Origin of the sequence: Cronobacter sakazakii (genome assembly GCF_000982825.1) — a bacterium.
GTDB classification, from domain to species: domain Bacteria; phylum Pseudomonadota; class Gammaproteobacteria; order Enterobacterales; family Enterobacteriaceae; genus Cronobacter; species Cronobacter sakazakii.
On sequence record NZ_CP011047.1, the window covers coordinates 4,473,233 to 4,499,709 of the forward strand.

A 26,477-nucleotide genomic window follows, 5' to 3' on the forward strand; every position below is an offset into this window, starting at 1 on the left:
CAACAGGAGACGTCTCATGGCCTATCTCGACCCGTACCAACGCCCCGCGCCGGACCGCTTCATCCGGCGCGGGCTCTTCATCACCGCCTGCATTGCCGCGCTCATGCTGCTGTGGCAGTTTCTGCCCGCCATCGAGGCATGGTTCAGTCCGCGCGAGGCAGCAGAACGCACCGTGATGGCGCGTGGCGATCTGGCGGCGGACGAGAAAACCACCATCGAACTGTTCGAAAAATCGCGCGCCTCGGTGGTCTACATCACCACCGCGCAATTAGTACGCGATGTCTGGACGCGCAACGTGTTCTCCGTGCCGCGCGGCACTGGCTCGGGCTTCATCTGGGACGACGCCGGCCACGTCGTCACCAACTTCCACGTCATCCAGGGCGCGTCCGAAGCCACCGTCAAACTGGCCGACGGCCGCGACTACCAGGCCGCGCTGGTGGGGACGAGCCCCGCGCACGACATCGCCGTGCTCAAGATCGGCGTCGGTTTCAAGCGCCCGCCGGCCGTGCCGGTCGGCACCAGTGCCGACCTCAAGGTGGGTCAGAAGGTGTTCGCTATCGGCAACCCCTTCGGCCTGGACTGGACGCTCACCACTGGTATCGTCTCCGCGCTCGACCGCTCGTTGCCGGGAGAAGCGGGCGGCCCGGCCATCGATCACCTGATCCAGACCGACGCCGCCATCAACCCCGGCAATTCCGGTGGCCCGCTGCTCGATTCGGCTGGGCGGCTGATCGGAATCAATACCGCCATCTACAGTCCGTCTGGCGCCTCGGCCGGCGTAGGCTTTGCGGTGCCGGTCGATACCGTCATGCGCGTGGTGCCGCAACTCATAAAGACCGGCAAGTACATCCGTCCGGCGCTGGGCATCGAGGTGGATGAGCAGCTCAACGCGCGTCTGCAGGCGCTGACCGGCAGTAAGGGCGTATTCGTATTGCGCGTGACGCCGGGCTCGGCGGCGCACAGGGCCGGGCTCGTCGGCGTCGAGGTCACCGCAGGCGGCATCGTGCCCGGCGATCGCGTTATCAGCATCGACGGTATCGCCGTCGACGACGTCGCCACATTACAGGCCCGGCTAGACGACAAGAACGTTGGAGATGTTGTGGTCTTGTTAGTGGAGCGGGCCGGCAAGACTCGCGAGATGCTTGTGGAACTACAACCGGGAGTTTGATGGAAAGTGGGTCATGGATCTGCACAGCGAAGCAGCCAAGCGACTTCAGCCTTGCGCCGAACTACGAGCCCTAGCTAGGGATGGTCTGAAGTAGCCCTGTATTTCCGGCTGACTTCAGCCACTGCTGATTTTGAAAGCGGTGAACCGATCAAAAACGATCGGATCACCCGCTCATTTCGGTGCTTTCAGCCGTCGCGAGCACCTTGCGACGGCCATTTTCCGCATTACAGGCGCACCTCTCCTGCGCTTGCCAGCAAATGTCGGCGGGCCATCCATAGGTTCGACAGGGCAAACAGCGTCACCAGTTGTGCAGTGTTCCTCACCAGCCCTCGGAAACGTACCTTGGTGTAGCCGAACTGCCGCTTGATCACGCGAAACGGGGGCTCTACCTTCGCTCGCACTTGCGCCTTGGCCTTCTCGATCTTGCGCTTGGCTTTGTACAGGGCGCTGCGTTTATCGAGCATCTTGTAGGTGCTGCGGCGTGCTGCGACCTGCCAGATCACTTCTCGGTCGGCATGCTCGGAGCGCTTTTCGACGCCGGTGTAGCCGGCATCGGCACAGACGACGTTCTCGTCGCCGTGCAGCAGTTTGTCGACCTGGGTGACATCCGCCACGGTGGCTGCCGTGCCCACCACGCTGTGTACCAGCCCCGATTCATCATCAACGCCGATGTGCGCCTTCATGCCAAAGTAATACTGGTTCCCCTTCTTGGTCTGGTGCATTTCCGGGTCGCGCTTGCCGTCCTGGTTCTTGGTTGAACTGGGCGCGTGGATCAGCGTGGCATCGACGATAGTGCCCTGGCGCAGCGACAGACTGCGATCCCCCAGGTAGCCATTGATCACGCAGAGGATGCCGGCTGCCAGCTCATGTTTCTCCAGCAGACGACGGAAGTTGAGGATGGTGGTTTCGTCAGGAATACGCTCCATGCTCAGCCCGGCTAACTGACGTAGGATGGTCGTCTCGTACAGCGCTTCTTCCATGGCCGGATCGCTGTAGCCGAACCAGTTCTGCATCAGATGGATACGCAGCATCGCCATCAAGGGATACGCCGGGCGATCACCTTCGCCTTTCGGATAATGCGGTTCGATCAGGGCAATCCGCCCTTTCCACGGCACCACCTGATCCATCTCGATCAGGAACAGTTCCTTGCGGGTCTGCTTGCCCTTGCCGGCATACTCGGCGTCGGCGAAGGTCATCTGCTTCATGGAAGAACTCGGGTGGCGGGATCAGCGTATTTTGAATCGCCACGGATAATTTAGACACTTCCGAGCCGTTGATAATACTGGTTTTCATATTCTGTCGGTGACATCTGATCGCTGGAACCATGCCGACGCTTACTGTTATAAAACATTTCGATGTAATCAAAAATATCGCTGCGGGCTTCTTCCCGCGTTCCGTAGATCTTTTTCTTTATCCGTTCGCGTTTCAACAACTGGAAAAAGCTTTCTGCAACCGCATTATCATGGCAATTACCGCGACGGCTCATGCTGCCCTCCAGGCCGTGTGATTTCAGGAACGACTGCCATTCATGGCTTGTAGTACTGACTGCCCTGATCCGAATGAACCAGCACCTGTTTTTGGGGATTACGCCGCCATACAGCCATCAGCAGTGCGTTCAGGACAATGTCTTTTGTCATCCGGGATTGCATGGACCAGCCGATAATTTTGCGTGAGAACAGATCAACAACCACGGCAAGATACAGCCAGCCTTCGTGGGTCCTGATGTAGGTTATGTCCGTTACCCAACGCTCATCCGGAGCATCCGGATTGAACTGTCGCTGAAGCCTGTTGGGCGACACGATACTGGCCTCGCCTTTACGAGCCCGCGGGCTCCGGTATCCGACCTGAGCCTTTATCCCGACACGTTTCATCAGTCGCCAGACTCTGTTCACTCCGTACTGTTGCCCGCTGTCCCGCAGATCCAAATGGATTTTGCGATAACCATAGACGCATCCCGATTCCAGCCAGAACTGTTTAATCTGTCCTGTCAGTCTCAGGTCTGCCTGATGGCGTTGTGAATGCGGCTGCTGAAGCCAGGCGTAAAAACCACTGGGATGAACATCCAGCACCCGACAGAGCAGGCGAACAGGCCAGCAACAGGTGTTGTCACGGATAAAGGCGTACCTCAGCCGGACAGCTTTGCGAAGTACGCCGCGGCTTTTTTTAATATGTCCCGTTCGTCGGTAACCCGCTTCAGCTCTTTCTGGAGACGGCGGAGCTCGGCCTGAGCATCTGACTGTTCTTTATTAGTGGAAGAATCCGGACCGTACTTCTTTATCCAGGAGTAAAGGCTGTGGGTGGTGATATCGAGACGTGTTGCAACGCTGGCAACAGAATAACCGCGATCAACAACCTGTTTGACTGCTTCAATTTTAAACTCTTCGGGATAACGCTTACCGCTCATGGGCACCTCTCTTTAAGTCATCTTAAATGACTCTGAGGTGTCTGTTAAACCTGTGGCGATTCACGTCTCTTACCTTAATTCAAATTATTTTCAGATAGATATCATTCTTCTGAACATACCCGATTAACGGCAGAATCTCACGATTCTGCCGTTTTGTATAATTTTTCAGAGGAGTAGCTAATGAACAATTCTGAAGGTTTGAAGTCGTTTCAGCAATCGCTTGCTGGCCTGCCACAGTGGGTGTCTGAACGTATATTGCAGCAGATAAATCAGTTAACCCATTACGAGCCAGTAATCGGCATTATGGGTAAGAGCGGTGCCGGTAAATCCTCACTCTGCAATGCCCTGTTTGCCAGTGAGGTATCACCGGTCAGCGATGTCGCGGCCTGTACACGTGAGCCACTGCGCTTTCGACTGCAGGTTGGCGACCGCTATATGACGCTGATGGATCTACCCGGCGTGGGCGAAAGTGGCACTCGCGATACCGAGTATGCTGCGCTGTACCGAGAGCAGCTTTCTCGCCTCGACCTAGTGCTGTGGTTGATCAAGGCTGATGACCGGGCACTGGCAGTGGATGAGCACTTTTATCATCAGGTGATTGGGGAGGCATACCGGCATAAGGTGCTGTTTGTTATAAGCCAGTCGGACAAGGCCGAACCCACCAGCGGTGGGGGACCGTTGTCCACCGCGCAGAAGCAGAATATCAGCCGCAAAATCTGCCTGCTGCATGAGCTGTTCCAGCCCGTACATCCGGTGTGTGCTGTGTCGGTCCGTCTACAATGGGGGCTTAGGGTGATGGCCGAGCGGATGATTAAGTGCCTGCCACGTGAGGCCACCAGCCCGGTGGTGTCGCAACTCCAGCCTTCCTTTCGCACGACGGTAGTCCGGGAACAGGCTCGAAGCGATTTTGGTGAAACCGTCGGTGCTCTACTCGATAGCATCAGTGCCTTTCCTCTGATATCCACACCAGTGCGGGCCGTCATTCAGGCCGTGCGCACCACCGTGGTCTCTGTGGCCCGCGCCGTCTGGGATTTCTTCTTCTGAGTATTTAATCCATCCCTGTTATTTCCCTGACCTTGTCGCCGATGCGACGGGGATCCCCTTTATTTGTTTTCCCGTTATGAGGAGTCTGCTTATGACCCGTCTGGCTTCGCGCTTTGGCGCTGCAAACATTATTCGTCGTGACCGTCCGTTAACCCGCGAGGAGCTGTTTCGCGTGGTGCCCAGTGTGTTCAGCGAGGACAAACATGAATCCCGTAGTGAACGCTACACCTATATACCCACCATCTCCTTGCTGGACAGCCTGCAGCGAGAAGGCTTCCAGCCATTCTTTGCCTGTCAGACCCGTGTGCGTGATCCGGAGCGTCGCGAACACACCAAGCATATGCTGCGTCTACGGCGTGAGGGACAGATAACCGGTAAGCAGGTGCCGGAAATAATCCTGCTCAACTCTCACGATGGCAGCAGTTCGTACCAGATGCTGCCGGGACTATTTCGTGCGGTTTGTCAGAACGGCCTTGTCTGTGGTGAGTCGTTTGGCGAGGTGCGGGTGCCGCACAAGGGGGACGTGGTGAGTCAGGTGATTGAAGGCGCGTATGAGGTACTGGGGATTTTTGACCGGGTGGAGGAGAAACGGGATGCCATGCAGTCGTTGCTGTTGCCGCCTCCGGCACAGCAGGCACTGGCAAAAGCTGCGCTCATATACCGCTTTGGTGAAGACCACCAGCCGGTGACGGAGTCGCAAATACTCTCCCCACGCCGCTGGCAGGATGAGAGCAATGACCTGTGGACCACGTACCAGCGTATTCAGGAGAACCTGATTAAGGGCGGTCTCAGTGGGCGTAACGCCAAAGGAGGACGGTCGCATACTCGTGCCGTTCGCGGTATTGACGGGGACGTGAAACTTAACCGGGCACTGTGGGTGATGGCGGAAGCGATGTTCACGCAACTGCAGTGACCGTTTCATGTTGCCACGTTGTTAATATCGGACACCACCTGTCCGCATTGCAACGTGCTGGCGGTCCTCACTCGCCGAGGGATGGCCTGTAACCCCCGCTGCCTCTGGCTTTTGCAGAAATAAAAAATAGTTTCTGCTGTGTCCATACCCTGTCCGCCCCTCTATTTAAAATAATCACATCATTTTCAGTCAGTTAAATTCCACGGAGAACGTCTCATGACACAGGCAGAACGCCGCCATGACCGGCTGGCTGTCAGACTGTCACTGATAATCAGCCGTCTGGTGGTGGGGGAAACGCTGAGTGTGCGTAAGCTGGCCGCTGAGTTTGGTGTGTCGGTGCGCACGCTGCGGCGTGATTTTCGCGAGCGGCTGATGTATCTGGACCTGGAGTATCAGTCCGGATATTGCCGCTTACGCACTGCGGGCAGTGAGACGCAGATGGTACCCGACGTGCTTATCTTTGCCCACCGCAGCGGGATGGCCGGTCTTTTTCCAGGTTTTGACCGTCGTCTGGTGAACGCACTGCTGATGTGCGATGAGTCCCCCTGCGTAATAGCACCAGCCAGTCCGGTTTCTTCGCCGTCAGGCGCATTGTGTTTCTGGCGACTGATTCAGGCTATTACCGGGCGCAAGCGGGTGACGCTGATTGCCGAGGGGCAGCGCTGTGAGCGGCTGGCTCCCTGCCGGTTACTCATCCACCAGCAGGCCTGGTATCTGGTGGCGGAACACGACGGACATATCGCCGTATTCACCCTGGATGAAATCCATCTGGTTCAGCCCTTGCAAGAGACTTTTCGCCGCAACGACAGTCTGTGCAGTCTGGTTGAAGACCCGGTGTTTATTCAGGCCTTACCCCATTTTCGCTTTATCCAGCAGTCACTGCTTGCGTTTATTCCGGCCGACAGCCCACCGGAATAGTGCAGGTCTATCTCAACTCATCCGCAGGGAGAGCCTATGCCATTCATTGCCATTATCGCCATTGTTGTCATCGTCATCATTCTGAACAAAACCGGGGTGTCCGACAGCCTCACGGCCCTGACCCTTGCGACGGTTGCTGCACTCTTGACGGGCGGAGGTGCAGCAGGAGCCGCCAGTGTCGCGCTGACACCGTTCGTCGGCGTGCCGGTGGGTATTTTCGTGGGCATTTATGTCTTTGCCAAAGTGGTTCGACTGATTTCAGGAAAAAAATAATGAAACGTAAAACACTGCCTCTGCTGGCACTGGTTGCCACCACTCTGTTTCTGAGCGCCTGCGATGACAGAAGTGATGAACTGAAGGCCATCAGCAAATTCAAGGACCTCACTCCGCCGCGCTTCAGCGATGTGGTCAGCCGCCAGGATGATGTCAGCGAAGAATGGTCACAGGTTGGCTTCTCATCTGGTCTCACCCTGCAGGTCTTACGTACCCGTGAGTCGCCCGATGGCTGCGAGGGCGGTAGTTACTACTACCTCGCGGATATGCAGGAAAAAACCGTCCAGCCGCTGATGAATGCGCTTTGTATTGCCGATAACATCAAACTGGAATACCAGGAGGTGACGGACCCGTATACCAAAGAAAGATACTTTGAGTACGCCCATGACGGCAAACTGATGGGGCGACTGCTGATACCCTCAAACCCTGAGAACCACGAATAAAAACAACGATAAAGGAGACAGAAATGACAATAGATTCACTAAGCCGGTTTGTACTGGCATGTTCACTGTTTACCAGCTTTACAGCCTCTGCGGTTCCCGGATTCTGGCAGCAGGGCTATGGCCAGGGCAATACGGAATACAGCGTGACCGATACCAGTGGGAAGATGTTTACCATCAACTGTACTGGAAATCCTGACCAGAATGGTTTCTACCAGCATTCAGTTTTTCTGACCCTGACGGATAACAGAATGGTCAGTTCGCACGATGATGGCACCACAGTCACCGTGGTGATGGACCATAAGCAATATGCCATTCCCTCAACCCTTGGCTGGCGTAACGGCGATAACGCCTGGTATGACTTCATTATGGATATCCGTAAGACCGGGCAGTTTGACGTTTACGTCAATGACCGTAAAGCGGGGACTTTCACTGTGGACCTGAAGAACGCAGAGAAAGTTCTGCCCACTCCCGGAGACTGCGGTAACGACTGAAAGCCGTTCCTCCTTACGCAAACCAACCCCGACAGCCATCAGGCTGCCGGGGTTTTCTTTTATCAGGAGCCCGAAAATGTCCCAATCCGTGTTACTGCCACCGGGGCCTTTCACCCGGAGACAAGCGCAAGCGGTCACTACCACGTACAGCAATATCACCCTCGAAGACGACCAAGGCAGTCACTTCCGCCTTGTGGTTCGTGACACTGAAGGCCGGATGGTCTGGCGGGCATGGAACTTTGAACCCGATGCCGCTGAAAGTCTTAACCGCTACATCCGCACCTCTGGCATCCGTACAGGCACCTCCACCCGCTGACCGCGAAGCATTTACCCGCACATTTCACCTCCCCGAACACGCTTTATTCCCCCATTTGCCAGCCATCGCCGCTGGCGTTTTTTATTAACGGAGACATGCCCATGACAACACAGACGCAGTACGACCTCGCACCCGCTAACCAATCAGAATTTGAACTGACCGTCACGCAGGTACCCGACGAACAGCGTATCGATTTCTGGCCGCAACACTTTGGCACTATCCCGCAGTGGACAACCCTGGAACCGCGTATTTTTGCCTGGATGGACCGCTTCTGTTCGACCTACAGCGGTGGTATCTGGTCCTTTTACACCCTCAGCAATGGCGGGGCGTTTATGGCTCCCGAGTCTGACAATGATGAGACATGGCGTCTGTTTAATTGCCTGAACGGCAACGATGCCCAAATGAGTGCAGAAGCCGCAGGTATTGCTGTCTGCCTGATTGCGTACAGCCATCACGCCTGTCGCACCCAATGCGGTGCCATGACTGAACACTATTACCGCCTGCGGGACTACGCCCTGCAGCATCCAGAGGCCCACGCCATTCTGCGTATTATCGACTGACCGAAGGAGCAACAGATGAAACAGCTTTCCTTTTTACCCGGCGAGATGACGCCACAGGACCGGTGTCTCATTCAGCGGGCGCTCAGGGCTCTGGACCGCCACCTGCATGAGCCCGGCGTAGCCTTCACCTCTACCCACGCCGTACGTGAATGGCTGCGACTGCATATGGCCGCGCTTGAGCGGGAAGAGTTCCGGGTGTTGTATCTGGACAACCAGAATCAGTTGATTGCCCATGAAACGCTCTTCACCGGCACGATTAACCGCACCGAGGTGCATCCCCGGGAGGTGGTCAAACGTGCTCTGCACTTCAACGCGGCGGCGGTGATACTCGCGCACAACCATCCTTCTGGCGAGACAACACCCAGCCAGGCAGACAAAGCCCTCACGCAGCGACTGGTACAGGTGCTTCAGTTGGTGGATATCCGCGTCCCTGACCATCTGATTGTCGGCGGCAGGCAAATCTATTCGTTCGCAGAACACGGTTTGCTGTGAGGTATGATATGAAAATTATCAGTAAACGCCGGGCAATGACGATATACCGCCAGCATCCTGAGTCCCGGATCTTTCGCTACTGCAGTGGAAAATATCAGTGGCACGGTAGCGTCTGCCATTACACCGGCAGGGACGTTCCGGATATCGCAGGTGTCCTCGCGGTATACGCCGAACGCCGCCAGGACCGCAACGGGCCTTATGCCTGCCTGATGAGCATCACTCTGAACTGACAATACAAAGGAGAGTCGTTATGACTCACATCACATGGGGCCTGCAGCGGAATATCACGCCGCGCCTGGGAGCCCGTCTGGTGCAGGAGGGGAACCGGCTGCATTATCTGGCTGACCGGGCCAGCATCACCGGCAAGTTCAGTGACACCGAATGCCGGAAGCTGGATGAAACATTCCCGCACTTTATCCGCCAGATGGAATCGATGCTGACCACCGGTGAAGTCAGCCCCCAACATGCCCACTGCGTCATCATGTACCACAACGGTTTCACCTGTGAAGCCGACACCCTTGGCAGTTGCGGTTACGTGTACATCGCCATTTATCCCACCCAGCGCTAATAACTTTCACGAGAGCAAACATGAAAACTTTACCTGCAACAACTCAGCGGGCGGTGAAGCCCTGCCTGTCACCCGTGGCTGTCTGGCAAATGCTACTGACACGCCTGCTGGAACAGCACTATGGTCTCACCCTCAACGACACACCGTTCAGTGAGGAACGTGTTATACAGGAACATATCGATGCCGGGATCTCGCTGGCTGATGCCGTGAATTTTCTGGTGGAAAAATACGAACTGGTGCGTATCGACAGGAAGGGATTTAACTGGCAGGAACAATCGCCTTATCTTCAGGCTGTCGATATTCTGCGAGCGCGGCAGGCAACTGGCTTGTTGCAGCAAAGCCGTAGCAACGTAGTACGATGAACATTGCGTACAACCTTCCCGATTTACATTTCTGAACTTCCTCCCTTGTTTACCTATTGCGTAATGCGCCTGCTGCTACCCGGCTGGCGCGTTATCTTTTTACGGACAAACCATCATGCAACCAGAAGGTGAAGTATTAACCGATCATAATGAGCTAATTTGTTCAAGCTTTATTGAACACATTGCCAACACATTGAATTTAGGAGTGGTGTAGACATGGACAACTAAACCTGCAGCCACGGAGGTATAGCGAGTGAAGCCCTATCCGGCCTTTTTGGTCAGTAGATAAGATTGATCTTCGTTGATAGAATTTACTTACATCAGCAGTTACATGAAAATAATTTTTGGTGGGAAAAAGATAAGACACTACGTAACTATTTGATTTCTTGGTGCCGATAATAGGAGTCGAACCTACGACCTTCGCATTACGAATTATAAGAACCACCTTGTAACACAATAACTTACCGCGTCATACCTGCGCTCACACGTCCCATGACGCCAAAACATGCAAAGCTGTGCAAACCGGTGCAAAGCCTTGCGTGTCTCACTTCTGTCCCACCTCTACCAGGCGCAAGACGAATCGACACCTTCCGAGGTTTTGAGTTGTTTTGCGCTAATTTTTTGCCCCATCCATGCCACATAGATTGCTTTCAAGGAGCTATGGGCCATGAGATATCAGGAGCGGAATTCGTGTCTATACGACTTAATAACACTCTGAATTTTTTCAAGGCTAAAAGTCTTGCTGTCTCATCTTCTGTTGCCATGTCAAGATCAACAGCATCCTGAAGGAGTGATATCTCGTTGCTTGCTTCATTCATCAGCATCGTTTTCCTTTCTACTGCCTCTTTCTGCTGAATATCTTTGAGTGCTTTATCGTCGGGTAGCCACTTTTCTCCATCCCAAAACTCCCATGCCCGAGGAGGACCAGACAAAGTAAACCCATCAGGAATGTCTCCAGGCTCATTTATAATAATGGTCTTGCTTTTGTCAGTAGAGTAGGCTGTCTTGCCACGATAATCTGAGGTGATAATCCATTCAGATCCATTCGCATTTCTGATTATCGCCTTTCCCTCTTGCAGAGGCGGCGGCGCGTCGAGGTATGCGCCAGCTGGAAGTCCCGTTCCTCTACTTATCATGACTTCAGAGGTGCCTATGTATTCCCCATTGATGTCTGCAATATAAACTTTTTGGATGAAATCTTGTTCAGCAAAACCATCTGAATTGAATACCATTACGAAGCCCTCACTATCATATTCCAGACTATGTTTCTCATTCTGACTTCTGCTGAGTTTCCACGACCATAAGAAGGACTTGATTTTGATGCATCAATGGTTGCAGTCACGCTACGAAGGAAAGTTGTGTCACTCGTTATTGTGTACGCAGCTGCAACGCCTCCTGCGCACGTTATCGCGCCTGTGCCAAATCCTCTGGAATCAACCGATGGCGCAAAAGACCCTACAATATTAGGAGCTGCGTCCAGTTGTTCCGAAAGCATTGCCCTCCCCTGATCTACTCCCCTGCCATCATCAAATCCCCTGACTACGTTAGCACGCATATCGGGAAGAACGCCTGTCGTATAAATAGAAGCTAATTTTGGGTATAGCGTTTTATCGAATGATGCCCCATTCAACCTGAGGTATTTAATTCCAAGAGTTGAGTTGTCAGGAAGATTTAAAGAAGGCCACACTAACATCGACCCCACAGGTGAAAGAGCGTCAACCATATCTTTAATGCTATTCAATGATGGGCCAGTCCATGAGCTACCGTCTGATAGAGTGACAGTAATATTACCTGCGCCTGAAAACATTTGCTGCCAGTTTGTTTTGTCCAGGTTAAGTCCACGTAAGGCTTCGGCGGTCTGTGAGGCAAGTGACGCGGTAATTAAGCTCTGTGCTTCCTGAGGAACGGCAAACCAGGCGACTCCGCTTTGAGTTGGCCCCGTGTAATTACTGACAAGCGTCAGCTGAGTATTGCTTGTAATTGTTTTAACAGGCAGGGTGTAAGGAGTCCCACCAATTTTAACAACAATGAAGTCTCCCGCCTTCAGTTCCGTTGTGAATGACGTTCCATTACCAGTAACCGCTGCTGATTTATTTGTTAGCGTAAGAGTGCCTGCCGACATGGTATTCTCCTGAAAAAACCGCCATAGCGATGCTGCTTAATACATGCTTTCAAGCAGTAAGATATTTGTAGAGCTGACAATATCGAACATCACCGGATATTCACTTGTCCAGAAAGTAGCGACGTAGCCACGGCCGATCCGCACCGCGTTTCCGCTTCTGACGATCCCGCAATATTTCGCGTAACACCAGCCGCCCTGAATATCAGACTTCGCGCCATAGCGACCCAGCATAATGAAACGGTTGCCAATGTCCGTTGACGTTTTCGATGCACGGAAATACGCATTGCTGTATAAAAAAGGGCGGCGCGTTGTAGAGAATGTGCACTGACCCGCTGCATTAAAAAAGTTAAGGCCGGGTCCCGCAACGGGTGCCGCACCCGCCGCAAATATCACGATGTCCATGGTGACTGTAGCGTTCACATTTGCGCCGTTACGCTCCAGTGTGGCGATGACTCTGGTGCCATCATATTCAACCGTCACACCATCGGCGCTCCATTTACCAAACACCAGATATGTTCCACGAGTAAAGCCGGTATTCGGCGGTGTCCACGAGCCGGTAAAGGTGACTCGCCCGCGCCATGCGCATTGACCCACAATGCTGCCATTCGTGATAGTGGTAAAATCTGTACTGTCAGAAATAAATAACCCGGCACGACCGGACTGAGACGCTGGCATTATCTGCCACATCGTTCCGGGCCAGAGAATATCGTTATAGCCTTTTGCGCTGTACCACGACGAAATAGTCATGCTGCCACCATTCTGGGCGGCTCCGCTAAGGCAACCTACATCCGGAACGAGACTTGTTCCGGTTTGATAAATTCTGGCAGTTTCGTGCGGGGCATAGACCAGGGTGGCACCAGCCACATAACCCGGTGCGTTATATATGTTTCCTGATCCTCCTACTGTCCCGCACCAGGAGGGGCAACGAAGCCCGGCCGTGATTTCCATTACCGGACCGCCGTCATTTAAGTCAATCAGTAATCCACTGGGCATAATTACCAGCTCCCCAGAACAATACGGCCACCATTCGCCAGGTTTACGGTAACGCCAGCCCCGTCAATAACCACGTTGTTTCCGGGACCTGACATAGAGAAACGCCCTTCGGTTGCAATAATGGTTCCGCGCACTGTAACGGCATTGAACTCAGCATTACCTGCCTTATTGATGAGCCAACCTGATGCTCCTGCCACATAATTATTTGACTGAATGTAATTACCGATTTTAGCATTATCTATGCTCCCATCCTGGATAAAGGTGGAACGCATAAACACCTGTCCATTAACCACAAAGAATGCTGCCTGATAATTACCCGGATCACTTCCGGAATAAATACCAAACTGGTCAGCGGCAAAAACGGTAGTCGACTTATAACTTCCTGCACCGTCAGGCTCTATACCCATTGCAAAACCAGTGTTATACAATTGGTCACCACGTTTAATGCCGAGGTTGAGCGTATAGAATGCCTTGGCTGTTCCATTATCTGTTACAGTTGCGGTTAGCTTTTGGTTAAGCGCTGCCGTAGTTTGTGCATATTGAGCCTGAACCTGAGTTGTTAATTCAGCCAGAGACTTATCAACATCAGCGACAGTAGTTTTAACGATAAGAATATCCGCTCTGACTTCCCCGTACTGTGCCCATTGATGGTCAACAGTAGAGTTATTAGCGAGAGCGTTTTCTAAAATCCCCTCAATATTGGTATCAATACCATTCTGAAGGTTTTCAAATGCGCCAGAATTGCGAATTGCATCATCGATATAATCCAGCATTCCTGGGATATCAGCTGAAGCCTGTCCTGATGCTTCGACAAAGGGAGAAACACCAAATGCGTTTTTTGTTCTTACGTACATATAGTACGTTGTGTCTGCTTTGAGATTATGAAGCGTCCACTGACTGGAGCGACCAAGAAATTGGGTCTGCTCCTCAATGAGCGAGGGGTCAGTGATGCGATTCTCGCCTGAATACCAAAACTCAAATGTCGTATCAGTTGTTGCTGTTACACTCATCACCGGCACAATATCAGCCGAAAAAATGCCAGGCGTCCATATAACAGATGTTGGTGCCAGCGGAGCGCCTATCACCAGGCTAACCTGAGTTTCAGCGCCTTTCATTCCGTTCTCATTCCGGCCTCTGACGCCAAGCGTGTAGCTTCCGGCATTCAATCCGTAGAAGTCATAGCTAAACTTCTCGGTCTGATATTGCGCAACCACTTTCCCCGAATCGTTATAGACATAGAGTTCGAATACCAGTTTTTTGGTAGTCGTGGCCGTCTCCCAGGTAGCCGTAACCTGTACAGTTTCGCTGTTTACGTTAATAACGCGCAGGTTTTCAATATTTGGAACGCGATAGCCGTTCAGCGTGTCGTTCGGCACCTCAAATACTGCTCCGGCATCTACCACAGCTTGTTTGTTCGGATCGTGCTGCGAGGCGGTTATGCTATAAACGGAGTTGTTTTCTGTCTCGGCAATACTCAGGATACGGAAAAGACGAGTAGAAACCTCCGTAGTGGAGATAGCAAATACAGTCCCGTCCCTTACCCATGCTGGCGTGGTTTTCAGTGTAACGACAGAACCAGACACTGTTGTGATTTCATACTTCGAGAACTTACCGTTGCTTCCCATAATGGACATAACATCGCCGGGAGATACCAGGCTGGAGAGATTCGCATCTACGGTGATTTTATTCCCTGAGTGCGAAAGGATTCGACCGCCAAGCCTTGCGCCAGCGTAATCATTATCCATGACCTCAATGATGTCGCCGGGTGTAAATGCGATCGCGTCTCGCGCCATCTGGAACGTCAGTCTGTTGCTCTCTCGTTTAGCGGTCTCAAGAATCCACTTACCCGCTCGCCATGCCTGGCCGCGTGACGTACACCCGAAGGCCTCGATAGTGGTTTCGTTGTAATTGCCTCTGGCGATCATCTCATCATCAGAAACGTATTCCTTCACCTGTTCCCAGCCGTTATCCGGGTCGGTCCAGGACACCACGACAGCGTTGTACTTCTCAGATCGCTTAACCGAGCTGCGACTGAACTTCCCGTCAACAACGTTAGCATTGGTTACGGTGGCGATAGGGTCTTGCGGGGCATCCAGCATAACTGTCAGCCGCATGCCGTCCCAAAGTGCAACCCCTCTGAACATCCCGGCAATTTTGTCGAGAATGTCGCGGGCGCTGGCCTGCTCAGTAATGTAGGCGTTCAGAGTCATTCGGGGCTCTTTCCCACCGTAGCCATCATCTACAAGCTGATCGCAATACTGAGAAAGGACATACAGCGCGCCGTCATCGACATCAATTGAACCCGCCCTGCGTGCCAGTCCGAACCGAGTATTCTTTGCCAGTTCACGGAAAAGCCATGCTGGGTTATTGGTCCATGCCTTCTTAAATCCCCCGAGCCATAAACCGGTATAGGTTCTGGTTATTGGGTTGTAATTATCCGGCACATCAACAATTAGCCCGCGCAGATGATAGGTGCGGCTTGGGGTGTCGGTGTACTGGTCGCGGTCGATTACAGCGCCAGCGATCGCCGAGAATGGGTAGGACAGGTTATCGTCGGTTATCTCAGTAAAGCTGTTCCAGATAGTGCCGTTAGTCAGCAGGTCACTCGTACTGTCAGGCGTTACGCGGCGTACACGGATATCGAATGGTTTAATGTCAGGCGCATCGATGACATGAGCCTCAAGATATTCACCCGAAATCTTGCCGTTAATCGTGACCGTTTTCTGCTGCACCCATCCTGCCGATGCAGTGCGGGTTTCAAGAACAAGCGTTACTGACGTGTTTTTCTGGTTTCCCTTTGTGTCCTGCTGAACAAGGCCGGTAACGCCAACGTTGAAGCGCACACGCGTCACATCCTGGTCTGTTATGGTTCGCACCAGAGGCGTTGCATACTTAACCTCTGTATTGACGATAGTGGTCGCCTCTATGGCAGAAAACCCATTTATTGGTGCCTGTGTCTCTGAACCAGGACGCCAGGCAGCACTCACCCCGTTGATGCTTACATTGCCGTTGGCATCTGTAATAGGCGTTTTGTTCAGCATGAAAGAGGAAAGGTGTACCTGGTCTACCGGACCGTAAATTGGCCCCTCACTGATGAGGTCCAGCACACGGTAAAACTGTTTTGATTTGAGGTTATCGTCGAGAAGTTTGGGGGTGCTGGCCTTGCCGCCGCCTGAGCTCATGAATTTACTCCATAAAAAAAGCCATCCTGAGATGGCTTATTCTTTATTTGCCGTGGCGCTCGGTGTACCCGGCCCCATGTTCGTTTAGCTGATTTATCTGCTCTTCCCGCCACTTAACCGCACGGAACATTGCTTCTTCAAGCGAGCCGCCTTTTGGATAAAATTGGCGACGGACTTGCTTACCATCAATATGGACATACGCCTCATAGAAGGGGAATTTGCCCTTATCCATAGCCAGCCTGACTCCAGTTAGACCAGAGTTATTATTCTTTTGCCTTCGACAATTTCGGGCATTTTTTGATGGTGTAACCAAACGGAGATTAGAAATCTTATTGTTTAGTGTGTTCCCATCCACATGATCGATAACAAGACCTTCGGAAACCTCACCATGATGCAGGAACCATACAATGCGATGAACGCTTTTATATCCACCATTAACTCTGGCTCGGTAATAGCTTCGCGGATATTTACCGGATATCTTATTTATTGTCCCGGCTTGATGACCGCATTTTGTGCGCCGTGATGGAGATATTTTCCATGTCAGGCAAGTGGGTGATGTTTCGTCATAAACAAATAAATCATGTAGACTTAACTCAGCCATGATGACCTCCGATTCAGGTTATTTGGTTAGAGCCGGAGTGATGTTCCACCATCATTTCCGGCTTGTTTATTTTACCACCTGTCACCCTATTGAAATATCCCAATCGACATTATTTGATGTGTCGATACCGAGGGATATTACGTTTGAGCCAACCACCATCTCTCCAAGAAGAAGAGGCACTGGCCTGCCCTGACCGACGCGGTTTTCAGCGCTGGTAAATGAGTTGTTTGTGATGGTGTTAGTTTCTGCCGCTTCAGCCGCGTTCTTAGTTTTCATGTTGCGTGACATGTAGATTGAGTATGCAACCGAGACAGCTGAAACAACCAGAGAAGCGATAAGCACGATTGTGCTAGTTTCTAGTCCAGAGCCCTCGATGATTGGCACAAAAAGCACGGTTGAGCCATCAGGAAGCTTCCTGTCCATGTGCAGGCGGATTGATTCTTCTGTCACATCTTCGCCAGCCATACGGATGCGTATGCGGGTTTTCAGGAAGTCCTTTTTGAACTCGGGGCTCTGTGCCAACAGAAGACGCAACCCTTGGGCAGGAGTCTCAACATTCATCTCGACCTGGCGGAAATGTCTTCGTAAATGCCCTGCAAATTTAAAGATGAGCACCTTTCGTGTCTCCAGATGGAATGAGTTTGCTTAATGAACGCGGGCCTGTAAGGCTCCCTGCGGCTGAGGTGACCAGCGCAGTCATGATGGAGAACCATATTTTCGTGCAGGAGGATCATGGCGTGGCATGGGTCAGCACCAGGGAAAGGCTGGCGAATAATTACGTCGCCGGGCTCAGCTTCCGACAGCTCCACCCGATGGAAATCATTGGCCTCCATATTTTTTAGATATAGGTTCTCTTCCCGAAGCCACCACCCCTGCGTCCTCTCAAAATCAGGCAGGTCTATACCGCAGAGATGGTACGCATCACGAAAAAGGGTGTAGCAATCCATCACCCCATGCTCGAACCGGCGGCCAAGCAAATGCGGTACTGCCCTGAACTTGAGCAACCGGCCATTAGATGCCAGCCACCATGGCAGGTCAGTCAGCACCTGCGCATGACGATCTGCACCTGAGAGGACGGAGAAGCTTTCAGGGTGTGAATGGAATACCGCCGTGATGTCACCCCGCTCTTCTGCTGCAAGCCAGTCGTCGTCGCTTATACGGAAGTGTCGCGCTGGCTCAGGGTGTGAGTTACTGCATGGGAAGAACACTGAGTCATCAATGATTAGCCCGCACACCTCTTCACCTGATGTCGCGGCATAATCGAGGCACTGCTGAATCAGCTCACCTTCTGTGAGCCTGGGAAGCTGCTTATCGGCATTGGCTCCGGGCGCGGGAATCGAAACCTGCATCCTGTCCTCCTGTGTGAGCATTTATCTTTGGCAGGGTCAGATGTCGGGTTATCCCTTTCGTCTGCAACTGGCGGACCGTCATATCCACATCCTGTCCCGCGATACTGCCACTGGCATACATCAGCAAGAATGGTTCTGGCCGGGATGATGGCGTTATCGCAGTCAATTGGCGTTGCCAGGGTATAGGTGACCTGCTCGGCGGTTTCCTCTGTCATCTCTTCCACGACGTAACGAGAAACCGCCTCCATCGATGGATCTGCATCGGGGTTACCATTTGGAAAATTGACGGCATCGAGATGCTTAACCGGCACCTGGCGGCGGGTAATCACCACCCCGAGCATGTCGTCGAAGTCATGGTTAATGCCGGTTATCAGGCCAGTGATATTTGCAACCGTCATGGTTGGGCGCGCATATGCCCCTTCGTTATTGCTCTGAAAACCTTCAACGGCTATCGGGTATGCAGGGTAGGTGGCCCCCTTCCATACGACATCCCCGTAATATCCATTGGTGCCGGAGTGAAAGCGGATTACATCGCCGCCATAGGGCTGAAGGTTTGCCTCGAAAAGGTCAATGAATGCGCCAACGCCCGCGTCAACGCTTTCGATAATTAGTTCCGCTGGTATATCGCGCACGGAAAACTCCCATTAAAAAAGCCACCCAAAGGTGGCTTATCTTGGTACTTGTTCGAAAGTGGCTGTCAGTTCGTAATATCCGCCCGTTTTGACCGTGCTCCATGACCGACAGACGAATAACTTCTGTATCCCGGTATCTGACGGCGTCCAGTAGAAAGACTCGACGGCCATTCTTGCTTTAAGGAACGCGTCGATAGCTTTTACCGGGTTAGCCCGACAGTTGTCGTCTGCACCCCTGAACACAAGCGAGTACTTATCCATGAGCGGGTTTATACCTTTAACCTGACGCTGCTCATAACCGTCGCCAAGCTTTACCACCGCTACATTAGGTGTACGCTCAACGGTGAACGCCTTTTGCGGTGACCAGGTGAATGTTTGTGGCATGAATTTATTCCAACAAAAAACCCGCCGGAGCGGGTTGTGTTACGACAGAGGTGGAATCAAAAAGAAGATACCAGGGAAGCAAGTTGCTTTTTGGCTTCTTCAAGAACACGACTCTCAATAACCGAAAGAGATGCATCCTTATCCAGAGGAAGATGAACATTAACCGAGACACCCTTGAGGTGATCTTCATAGTTAAAAACTACTCTTGCGATAATTCCAGATCCGCTATCATTATCAAATGACGTAATATTTTCGATGTAGTAATCCATTCAATCCTCCTCATAAATTGGTTTGTCATCAATATGGGCATTAACGGCTTTTTTCAAGCATCCCATTTGGCCGCTGTTCATTTTTTATGGCTCGAAGTGATTGGTTGTAGGCAATTTTTCCTATCTGGTTCATGGTAGCCTGATCAATGCCGTTTGTTGTATTGATGGTGAAGTTATTAACGACAGATACAGACCCGATCCCCGCCCCCCCTGAGCCAAGCTCCCGATTGCTAATCACCCGACCATTGTCACCCGGTATCATGTACTGGCTGCCGTTATTGGCCTGGTAAATCTCGGGCTTACCGCCCTCGCCTACCCGGTACATGGAATTTGCGGATACAGGCCCACCATGCTCACGCGCGCCAGCAACAGCCATTCCCTTTGCTGCAAGCAGAGAGCCAGCATATGCCGTCTGACCGACAGCCGCGGCTGAGCCATATGTGGCAATAGATGCGCTAATGGCCGCCGGAGCCCATGCGGATGCAGCTGCCGTTGCTTGCGCCATCGTTGAAGCAAGTGATGCCGCCGCCGCAGCCTGGCCCATGATTTGGCTTTTTACCCATTGAATGCCCATCTCAACCAGTCCGCCAACTACACTTCCGAGGATGGTAGTGCCGATATTGGCGAAGGCTTCCTGAAGGTTTTGGGTGCCGTTAACAAGCCCGGTTATCGCATTGGTTGCTCCGCCCTGAAGCGAGTCGATGGCAGAAGCGGCGAGCTGGTTGATTTCGCTCTGCTGCTGCCATTCCTGCCACATTGCGGCCATTCTTTGTTGGCGATACTGTTCTTCTATAGCGGCGCGAGTTTGCTCGACCTCTGCTATTTTTTGAGGATAAAGTTGAGCATACGCATCTAATGAAGCCATCTGTTGCTGGAACTGATTGTCTGCTGACAAAACAGGTGAAGACTGATTGCGAACATTTTGATAAGCCTTTTCGGTATCTTGTCTCTGCTTCTCAGCCTTCTGCTGCTCCTTCAAAGCGCTTGCGGTGTCGTAGGCCTGCGCTGCGTATTCTCCAGCCAGTCTGATCTGTTCCTGGGTTGCGCTTTTACCAAGCGATTGTTGCGCCTGTAGAATGGCCTGCTCTCTGCTTAGCTCCTGAGTTGTCGCCCCAGCCAGCATTGCTTTCTGACGGAGATTTTCGAGCTTCTGCGCTATCGACTCCGCCTGGCTGGCTGACTGCTTGCCCTCTTTGTTGCTTTCCTTTCTTGCTTCAGTTACCCGGTATGTCTCGGCATACTCGTCCTGCAGCGCCTTCACGCGTTTCTGGTCAGTAATCCCAGCATCGGCAGCATCATATTGAGCTTGCAGTCTTGCTCTTGCCTCTCCTTCAAGCTTGGCTAGTGCTAATCTGCGTTCAGAGTTTTTGACAAGTTTGGCTGTAGCAGCATCATCACCGTTGGTAGATGCACTTTTAAAACCTTGGTTATTTTTGGCTTCGTTTGCAGCTTTGGCTCTAATGCTGGCTATTTCCTGCTCTACGCGCTTAAGTTCGAACGCTGCCTGACCGCGCCTTATCTCCCAATCTTTATCCGAAAAGTCATACCATTTCCTGCCTTCTTTAAGCTCATCGTTATATTTTTTCTGCAATTCAATGAGCTTTGGCATCCTGCCAGCGTCGCCTGCATTGTTATTGTAGTAATTAAGGTTGTCGGCGACATTTTGCATCAATCCAGCAAGTGTCGAAGTAAGCCCAATGGCCTGGTTGAGATCACTTATTGCGTTCTTAAAGGCAACATCGAGACTGTTTTTAGCTCTGTCGACGCTAACGGGCATTTTGTCGAATTCGGCATTAACACTTTCCGACTGTTTTTGGATGGCGTTTAGCGCGTCCTGAGCAGTTAGCTTGCCTTCAAGCATCCGTTGTCTTAACTGACCAATCGAAATACCTAAACCAGCCGCTATCTGCCTTGCTAGCTCCGGCATTTGCTCAAGAATGGAGTTGAACTCTTCAGCGCGAACAATTCCGCCTGCGATTGACTGCCCGAACTGTCGCAGGGCATTAGACATTTCCTCAGCAGACGACCCGCCGATAGTGCCTATCTTTTGGAGCGTGTCAGTCAGGGAAAGAATCTGCGAATTTGTTGCGCCCGTTTCTTTCAGCGCTGAAGTGAGAGTCTCCCAAAGTCGCTCAGTATCTGAGAGACTACTCCCGGTTTGAGAAGCAATTGCGGACAGTGCCTTCATTGACTCTTTGGCAGCATCAACGCTTGGACTAAGGCGCGCAACCCTGGCTTGCAGGGTATTCATCTGGTCGCCAATTTCGATTAGTCGCCTGGCCGTTTCAATCGTGAACGCGCCAGCAATAGCAAGCCCAACCTTGTTTAATGCCCCCTCAAAACGACCAGCGGATTGAGATGACTTATTAAAACTACCGTCCATCTGGTCAAGACGCTGATTAACCTTTTGCTGCGCTGCAATGAGTTGAGCAACATCCATTTCCACTTGGTAGACGATGTTACCTAACTGCTTATCTCCGGCCATTGGTGATCTCCAGAAAACAAAAAACCCGCACTTGGCGGGTTTTGGCTGTGTATAAATCAGATTTTTTGAAGAATCTTTAATTTAAGATATTTAAGCTTTGATGAAAATCCTGAATCAACCTTGTGTTCAGATGATGTGATAATTATATCAGCCCTGCTCACATCCCTATCACCCACAGTTGCCGATTCAAGGGATGCCCAAGAGTCAGCATAGATGTTGAAGTTACACTGCGTGGTGCCTTTTAATGGCACCCCAAAAGAGTTTTGCGCTTCAAAATCAACAAAAGCCTTTCCTTCACTGAGGCTTAAGTAGCCTTTGGCAACACCTTGGCTTATGGAGTCGTTATCTATCTGCTTTAATTTGGCAGAGATGTGTTCTTTATCAACTTTCTTTATTTCAAATAATGAGTCCAACATTTTATAAGTCGATGGTGACTTCATTTGGCTCTTGGTCAGTGCATCGCAAGCACTAACCATCGCCGCACCCTGCGCGTCCTCTTGGGGCACCAAAATCACCGAACCTACAAAACATGCCAACAGCAGTACAATGCCAATTGCCGCTCCTTTTTTGCTCATGATATTCCTCAATTCATCATCAAATTTATCTTTTATCGTAACAGCGAAAGAACATTATCTATAGATTGAGTATTTCTGAAGAATCCTCATGGAGCATTCAGCGGAACTATGACAGCTGACCCAACTTTCTTCCCTTCTGCCGCCCCTCTGTGATTGTGCCATGGTCGACTAAAAGCGAGTCTATTGGGGCTGTTTTCATTAATAACCACAAAAGGGATTTTGGCTCTTTTGAAGGTAGATGCGGCAGCCTTGATAGCAGCCGATGCTGTTGGGTATACCTTGTCTTTCTGCTGGATGTTACCGCTTTGCCTATAGATGATGACAAGATGGGGCTTTTCTTCTTCAAGCAAGGAGCTTTCAGCCAGTTTATCTAAAAAAAGCACACTCTTATCGTCATCATCATTTGCGGCCTTTTCTTTTGATGAAACGTTAGCAAATCCGACGATAGCTATTACTACCATCGCGACTAGGCCAAAAAGCATTCCGGCGTCCACACTCACCCCCTACCCATAGCTTTTCGCGATCTTATCAAAAAGCGATCACATATCAACCAACGAGAGGGAAACTTGCGGGGGATTGCATGCAAAAAACCCGCCGGGGCGGGTTTGATTAATCATTGCAGAACTAATGCTTAATAAGAGGATATTTAAGCCGTGACGGGATTTCATCGCCAGTCATGATGAGCGCTCTGCCAGAGAACTCCATCAACACATCCACCAACTGCATAACATCCCTGCGCATGTCTCGAATGTACTGGTCCTGTATGCAATTGTGCCCGCTGATATTCATCAACTGGGGCGAGCCATTTTGGAAGTAGACCAGCCAGCGACCTTCGTGAGGAAGGCTAACTTTGAAACCTTCTTCAACTCCAGTTTCTTTGCCCAAGAACTCGCCATCAAGAACAATACGATGAATGTACTCTACCGCCAGGGGAATTTGGTCAATCTCCAGCTCATCAATGCTGTCGATGTTAAACCGCTGATGAACCATATTGTATGCATCGTCATAACGCAGTCCTTTCTTGCCAACCAGCATGTTCACAGCGTCACGCAGTGGGGTGCGCTCTTCGGCGGTTGTTTTCTTGCGAGGATTCTTAGCTTCCCCTTTTGTCCAGTAGTCGTGCAAGACTGTAAAGCATTCTTCCTGGTATTGAATTAGCTTGTCACGAATGTCCGCACGCACTTTCTCAGGGTTGATACTGAACAGCCAGCCGTTGAGTTTCTTAAGGGGAAGGCACAAAACATTGCGCAACTTGCTGTCTGTCGCAACCATGTTCATATGAACACAGTTGAATTTACCTTTATCGGCAGTCAGTTTACGAACCTGAGTTGACCAGCTCATCCCAAGGTTTTCCACGATAGGCTTCATAGCCACATACGCAACACCTGCCGACATGGCGGTAACGATCTGCTGACCGTTAAACGGAACGTAAGAGGTGTTAACTGCTTCAAGAATCGCTATACTTGTCATGTTGGTTTTTCCTCAAGATTGACTAACATCCGAAGCCCTGACTATCGCAAGTAGTTGGGGCTTCAACATTTCGGGTTAAAGTAATCCATCACGTTTCAAGCTATCCATTAACCTCTTTGCAATTTCGCTATTTACCGACCTTCCCTCATCTTTAGCTGATTTCTCGATAATCTCTTTAATCTCTGCGGGAATCCGCAGGTTGTACTTAGGCGCATCTGACGGAACTATCATACTACCTCCATATCAATTTGATATAACCGTTATACCATTGTGAGGACTGTGATGCAAGGGTAGTATTACGGTTACACCACGGAGGCATCATGTCTAGAGAAGAGCCGCAGATAAACATCCGCGTTTCCAATGAGTTAAAAGAGAAGATAAGGTTGCGTGCAAAGAACAACAGGAGGTCTATGAATGCCGAAATTGTTCAAATTCTGCTTGATGCTGTTTCCGAAAATGTAAGTAGCAAGGAGGAATTCGCCACACGTGAAGCTGAAAAGTTTAAAGAGGCGCTTCTTGAAACATTAAATAAAATGCACAGCAAGGAAAAATAATTATGGATATTGGCTTACTTATTACATCTCTTAAAAGTGGCCTCGGAGCCCTTTCTGTGGTTCAAAGCAACGAGGTGTTGCGCGAGCGTATCGCTTTCATCGGCGAGCAGATTGACGTACTTCAGAAAGCCCATGCTGCCACCGAGCAAAAACTTGCCGAGGCGGAAGCCAAATGCGTAGAACTTGCGAAGCAGATAGAGGCTTACCGGGCAAAAGAGCAGTTTGTCGAGCATATGGGAGCGGCCTTTAGAAAAAACCCCTCTGGTGGATACGTCGACGCGGTTTATTGCCCCAACTGTCATAAACAAGTCGGTAGTGGATTTGATGATTTTCCGTACCATTGTGACTCCTGTGGCTGGACATCGAGATTCGAAGCTCGTGAAACAGAGCGTGTTATGAAATCGCTACCTGAGTAACAAAAAGCCCGCCTGAGTGGGCTACGCTGAATTAGCCAGGCGCTTTGCCTTCCTGGCAAGATAATCATCTGCTACTTGATCGTACTCTTCGCGAGTAAAGCCTTTCTGTTCAGGGTATTTGGTTGCCAGCAGCATCTGAAACTTGGTCATCGTCAGATTTCCAGCTTCCTGCTCAGTCATGCCGAAATGCGCCTGCGCGGCCACGATGTAATCAACAGCGCGGAACTCTGTGCTGGTCTCTCCGCTTTCATGCCGCTGGAGCTTTCGAACTTTCGCCTTGCCGATAACGCCATGGGTTATCAGCGACTGCGCAATCAGCAGCATGTCAGATTCAGGCAGCGCGCCTTTGCGAATCTTGAATGTGCGTCCGTTGCCTTTAGAGGGATGGAATACGCCGGTCAACGGGCCAGCGTCTTTGTCACAACAGGCATTCAGAACAACCACTGAAGCGAGAAACGCCTTGCGGCCGTAACTGGTGCTTTTGATGTGGCTTATCAGCCATTGCGGAACGTATCCGTAAGCCTCAACGGCTCGACTCACAAGGCTGGTTACTTCATCGTTGTGCAGGTCGTAAAACACCTGTACGATTTCATCTGGCTCACCAATGCGTGACATGTTCACAAATGAAGGCCGGAAGAAATAATCCTCACCATCAACGCTGATGAGGCACTCACCAATCTCTTTAAGCGGGGTCATGTTGTCTCCATAATCATTATCAAGGGCGACCGTAACCGCCCTTTGGAATGGTTACGAAGCGGTGACGGTCACTGCTGTTTGCGCCGTTTTAGCACCGTTATTGGTGGTAAATGTTGCCGTGCCGGTACCAGCCGCTACACCAGTAATCAGGCCGCTGCTGTTGATAGTGAACTTAGTCGGATCGGAAGATGTCCATACGCCGGTTTTGTCTGTCGCATCAGTCGGGGAAACAGTCGCGGTCAGTTGCCGGGTTGATCCCACCACTACAGATGTGGTCTGTGGCGATACGGTGACGCCGGTAACAGGTACTTCATCAGGCGTTTCCTGAACATCAATCGTATCCGAATCGGAAACCTTGAACTCGGTAGATAGCGTTACAATGTCATTACTGCCACCATCCGAGCTGAGCGCAGTAATAACCATGTAACCCTGGAATTGCACCGGACCATAATCCATGAACACCCAGATGGTAGGCTGGCGGCCAGCCTTCACTTCATCGTTGTAGTATTTGATAAACTTACCAACTCCGAATTGATCCAGCTTGTCGCGCTTGCGAACCTCACCTTCAAAGCTGATGGTGAAATCCGAGTTGGTTACGATGTTTTCAACGTAGCCCTTCGTATCATCAGCATCGCTGGTTACAGTGTTTGGGCTAAAGTCAAATCCCTTTGATGTTCCAGCCATGAGCGCTTTTCGCTCGCTTTCCGGAGGAACGGCATCAGGGCAGCCCAAAGCCACCTCTAACACAACGGCACGACCGAAAAGCTTGCTGTTATCAGTAGAGCAGCCTTGCATAG

At 51.4% G+C, this 26,477-nt stretch carries 33 protein-coding genes and 1 pseudogene; 15 read left to right on the forward strand and 19 right to left on the reverse strand.

The genetic code is table 11. The annotated features are described in order from the left end of the window. The first annotated feature begins 16 nt into the window (after nucleotides 1–16). A complete protein-coding gene (locus tag CSK29544_RS21200) occupies nucleotides 17–1,168 on the forward strand; it encodes a S1C family serine protease (RefSeq protein ID WP_029039042.1) in 1,152 nt (383 codons plus the stop codon). Between the two features lie 224 nt (nucleotides 1,169–1,392). On the opposite strand, the gene CSK29544_RS21205 is transcribed toward CSK29544_RS21200, so the two are convergent. Beyond that, nucleotides 1,393–2,373: an IS5 family transposase gene (locus tag CSK29544_RS21205; protein ID WP_007777755.1), complete on the reverse strand. Its 981-nt coding sequence runs from the start codon at nucleotides 2,371–2,373 to the stop codon at nucleotides 1,393–1,395. Nucleotides 2,374–2,423: 50 nt separating this feature from the next. After that, a pseudogene (locus tag CSK29544_RS21210) lies at nucleotides 2,424–3,572 on the reverse strand (IS3 family transposase). A gap of 180 nt (nucleotides 3,573–3,752) precedes the next feature. Between CSK29544_RS21210 and CSK29544_RS21220 the strand changes: the two are divergent. From CSK29544_RS21220 to CSK29544_RS21270, 12 genes are all read left to right on the forward strand, one after another. Further along, nucleotides 3,753–4,616, forward strand: coding sequence for a GTPase family protein (locus tag CSK29544_RS21220; RefSeq protein ID WP_029039041.1), 864 nt, complete (start codon nucleotides 3,753–3,755; stop codon nucleotides 4,614–4,616). 91 nt (nucleotides 4,617–4,707) lie between these two features. Then, on the forward strand, nucleotides 4,708–5,529 hold the full coding sequence (locus CSK29544_RS21225) for a DUF932 domain-containing protein (protein WP_029039040.1): 822 nt from the start codon (nucleotides 4,708–4,710) through the stop codon (nucleotides 5,527–5,529). A 216-nt stretch (nucleotides 5,530–5,745) separates the two neighbouring features. Next, a complete protein-coding gene (locus CSK29544_RS21230; protein ID WP_029039039.1) occupies nucleotides 5,746–6,447 on the forward strand; it encodes a DeoR family transcriptional regulator in 702 nt (233 codons plus the stop codon). Between the two features lie 36 nt (nucleotides 6,448–6,483). Next, nucleotides 6,484–6,720 (forward strand): protein YpjK, encoded by a 237-nt coding sequence (gene ypjK, locus CSK29544_RS21235; protein ID WP_001115854.1) that lies wholly within the window; start codon nucleotides 6,484–6,486, stop codon nucleotides 6,718–6,720. Next, on the forward strand, nucleotides 6,720–7,163 hold the full coding sequence (locus CSK29544_RS21240) for a YfjS/YafY family lipoprotein (protein ID WP_029039038.1): 444 nt from the start codon (nucleotides 6,720–6,722) through the stop codon (nucleotides 7,161–7,163). Before ypjK ends, CSK29544_RS21240 begins: the two co-directional genes overlap by 1 nt. Before the next feature lie 23 nt (nucleotides 7,164–7,186). Next, entirely contained in the window at nucleotides 7,187–7,654 is a 468-nt protein-coding gene (locus tag CSK29544_RS21245; RefSeq protein WP_029039037.1) for a YfjT/YkfB family phage-associated protein, read from the forward strand. A gap of 76 nt (nucleotides 7,655–7,730) precedes the next feature. After that, entirely contained in the window at nucleotides 7,731–7,970 is a 240-nt protein-coding gene (locus CSK29544_RS21250) for a DUF905 domain-containing protein (protein ID WP_029039036.1), read from the forward strand. Between the two features lie 101 nt (nucleotides 7,971–8,071). Further along, nucleotides 8,072–8,530, forward strand: coding sequence for an antirestriction protein (locus CSK29544_RS21255; protein WP_029039035.1), 459 nt, complete (start codon nucleotides 8,072–8,074; stop codon nucleotides 8,528–8,530). A 15-nt stretch (nucleotides 8,531–8,545) separates the two neighbouring features. Then, on the forward strand, nucleotides 8,546–9,022 hold the full coding sequence (locus CSK29544_RS21260; protein WP_029039034.1) for a JAB domain-containing protein: 477 nt from the start codon (nucleotides 8,546–8,548) through the stop codon (nucleotides 9,020–9,022). 8 nt (nucleotides 9,023–9,030) lie between these two features. Further along, nucleotides 9,031–9,252, forward strand: coding sequence for a DUF987 domain-containing protein (locus tag CSK29544_RS23550; protein WP_007777714.1), 222 nt, complete (start codon nucleotides 9,031–9,033; stop codon nucleotides 9,250–9,252). A 20-nt stretch (nucleotides 9,253–9,272) separates the two neighbouring features. Continuing rightward, on the forward strand, nucleotides 9,273–9,590 hold the full coding sequence (locus CSK29544_RS21265) for a type IV toxin-antitoxin system YeeU family antitoxin (protein WP_007777712.1): 318 nt from the start codon (nucleotides 9,273–9,275) through the stop codon (nucleotides 9,588–9,590). Between the two features lie 20 nt (nucleotides 9,591–9,610). Further along, nucleotides 9,611–9,952 carry a TA system toxin CbtA family protein gene (locus CSK29544_RS21270; RefSeq protein ID WP_007777710.1) on the forward strand — a complete coding sequence of 114 codons (342 nt, stop codon included), beginning with the start codon at nucleotides 9,611–9,613 and terminating at the stop codon, nucleotides 9,950–9,952. Nucleotides 9,953–10,602: 650 nt separating this feature from the next. On the opposite strand, the gene CSK29544_RS21275 is transcribed toward CSK29544_RS21270, so the two are convergent. The 15 genes from CSK29544_RS21275 to CSK29544_RS21335 all read right to left on the reverse strand — a co-directional run bounded on the left by CSK29544_RS21275 (nucleotide 10,603) and on the right by CSK29544_RS21335 (nucleotide 24,245). Then, complete coding sequence (locus tag CSK29544_RS21275) at nucleotides 10,603–11,184, reverse strand: tail fiber assembly protein (RefSeq protein ID WP_029039033.1); 582 nt, start codon at nucleotides 11,182–11,184, stop codon at nucleotides 10,603–10,605. Further along, nucleotides 11,184–12,074, reverse strand: a complete 891-nt coding sequence (locus tag CSK29544_RS25185; protein ID WP_151451642.1) for a tail fiber protein — start codon at nucleotides 12,072–12,074, stop codon at nucleotides 11,184–11,186. Before CSK29544_RS25185 ends, CSK29544_RS21275 begins: the two co-directional genes overlap by 1 nt. Before the next feature lie 36 nt (nucleotides 12,075–12,110). Beyond that, on the reverse strand, nucleotides 12,111–13,067 hold the full coding sequence (locus tag CSK29544_RS21280; RefSeq protein ID WP_046623089.1) for a DUF6453 family protein: 957 nt from the start codon (nucleotides 13,065–13,067) through the stop codon (nucleotides 12,111–12,113). Between the two features lie 2 nt (nucleotides 13,068–13,069). Further along, complete coding sequence (locus CSK29544_RS21285) at nucleotides 13,070–16,249, reverse strand: TipJ family phage tail tip protein (protein WP_029039705.1); 3,180 nt, start codon at nucleotides 16,247–16,249, stop codon at nucleotides 13,070–13,072. Nucleotides 16,250–16,292: 43 nt separating this feature from the next. After that, nucleotides 16,293–16,850, reverse strand: coding sequence for an HNH endonuclease (locus CSK29544_RS23560; protein WP_071844256.1), 558 nt, complete (start codon nucleotides 16,848–16,850; stop codon nucleotides 16,293–16,295). Nucleotides 16,851–16,931: 81 nt separating this feature from the next. Next, a complete protein-coding gene (locus tag CSK29544_RS21295; protein WP_029039704.1) occupies nucleotides 16,932–17,465 on the reverse strand; it encodes a tail assembly protein in 534 nt (177 codons plus the stop codon). After that, a complete protein-coding gene (locus CSK29544_RS21300) occupies nucleotides 17,408–18,127 on the reverse strand; it encodes a C40 family peptidase (RefSeq protein WP_029039706.1) in 720 nt (239 codons plus the stop codon). The genes CSK29544_RS21295 and CSK29544_RS21300 overlap by 58 nt, the downstream gene beginning before the upstream one ends. Continuing rightward, complete coding sequence (locus CSK29544_RS23565; RefSeq protein WP_029039703.1) at nucleotides 18,127–18,831, reverse strand: phage minor tail protein L; 705 nt, start codon at nucleotides 18,829–18,831, stop codon at nucleotides 18,127–18,129. The genes CSK29544_RS21300 and CSK29544_RS23565 overlap by 1 nt, the downstream gene beginning before the upstream one ends. Nucleotides 18,832–18,867: 36 nt before the next feature. Continuing rightward, on the reverse strand, nucleotides 18,868–19,215 hold the full coding sequence (locus CSK29544_RS21310) for a phage tail protein (RefSeq protein WP_029039702.1): 348 nt from the start codon (nucleotides 19,213–19,215) through the stop codon (nucleotides 18,868–18,870). Between the two features lie 56 nt (nucleotides 19,216–19,271). Then, nucleotides 19,272–19,484, reverse strand: a complete 213-nt coding sequence (locus tag CSK29544_RS24460) for a hypothetical protein (protein ID WP_105516630.1) — start codon at nucleotides 19,482–19,484, stop codon at nucleotides 19,272–19,274. A 40-nt stretch (nucleotides 19,485–19,524) separates the two neighbouring features. Then, nucleotides 19,525–21,969, reverse strand: a complete 2,445-nt coding sequence (locus tag CSK29544_RS21315) for a tape measure protein (protein ID WP_029039701.1) — start codon at nucleotides 21,967–21,969, stop codon at nucleotides 19,525–19,527. Nucleotides 21,970–22,025: 56 nt separating this feature from the next. Beyond that, on the reverse strand, nucleotides 22,026–22,544 hold the full coding sequence (locus CSK29544_RS21320) for a hypothetical protein (protein ID WP_029039700.1): 519 nt from the start codon (nucleotides 22,542–22,544) through the stop codon (nucleotides 22,026–22,028). An 86-nt stretch (nucleotides 22,545–22,630) separates the two neighbouring features. After that, nucleotides 22,631–23,044: a hypothetical protein gene (locus CSK29544_RS21325; RefSeq protein ID WP_105607031.1), complete on the reverse strand. Its 414-nt coding sequence runs from the start codon at nucleotides 23,042–23,044 to the stop codon at nucleotides 22,631–22,633. 124 nt (nucleotides 23,045–23,168) lie between these two features. After that, nucleotides 23,169–24,014, reverse strand: coding sequence for a phage antirepressor N-terminal domain-containing protein (locus CSK29544_RS21330; RefSeq protein ID WP_046623090.1), 846 nt, complete (start codon nucleotides 24,012–24,014; stop codon nucleotides 23,169–23,171). A gap of 75 nt (nucleotides 24,015–24,089) precedes the next feature. Then, nucleotides 24,090–24,245 (reverse strand): Arc family DNA-binding protein, encoded by a 156-nt coding sequence (locus CSK29544_RS21335; RefSeq protein ID WP_029039665.1) that lies wholly within the window; start codon nucleotides 24,243–24,245, stop codon nucleotides 24,090–24,092. An 89-nt stretch (nucleotides 24,246–24,334) separates the two neighbouring features. Here CSK29544_RS21335 and CSK29544_RS21340 point away from each other — a divergent pair, with 89 nt between their 5' ends. Both CSK29544_RS21340 and CSK29544_RS23570 read left to right on the forward strand, forming a co-directional pair. Then, nucleotides 24,335–24,568, forward strand: coding sequence for an Arc family DNA-binding protein (locus tag CSK29544_RS21340; RefSeq protein ID WP_029039664.1), 234 nt, complete (start codon nucleotides 24,335–24,337; stop codon nucleotides 24,566–24,568). Between the two features lie 2 nt (nucleotides 24,569–24,570). After that, a complete protein-coding gene (locus CSK29544_RS23570; protein WP_071844246.1) occupies nucleotides 24,571–24,984 on the forward strand; it encodes a hypothetical protein in 414 nt (137 codons plus the stop codon). A gap of 21 nt (nucleotides 24,985–25,005) precedes the next feature. On the opposite strand, the gene CSK29544_RS21350 is transcribed toward CSK29544_RS23570, so the two are convergent. Continuing rightward, entirely contained in the window at nucleotides 25,006–25,680 is a 675-nt protein-coding gene (locus tag CSK29544_RS21350) for a DUF6246 family protein (RefSeq protein WP_029039662.1), read from the reverse strand. Between the two features lie 51 nt (nucleotides 25,681–25,731). Then, nucleotides 25,732–26,475, reverse strand: a complete 744-nt coding sequence (locus CSK29544_RS21355) for an Ig-like domain-containing protein (RefSeq protein ID WP_029039661.1) — start codon at nucleotides 26,473–26,475, stop codon at nucleotides 25,732–25,734. Nucleotides 26,476–26,477: the final 2 nt, after the last annotated feature.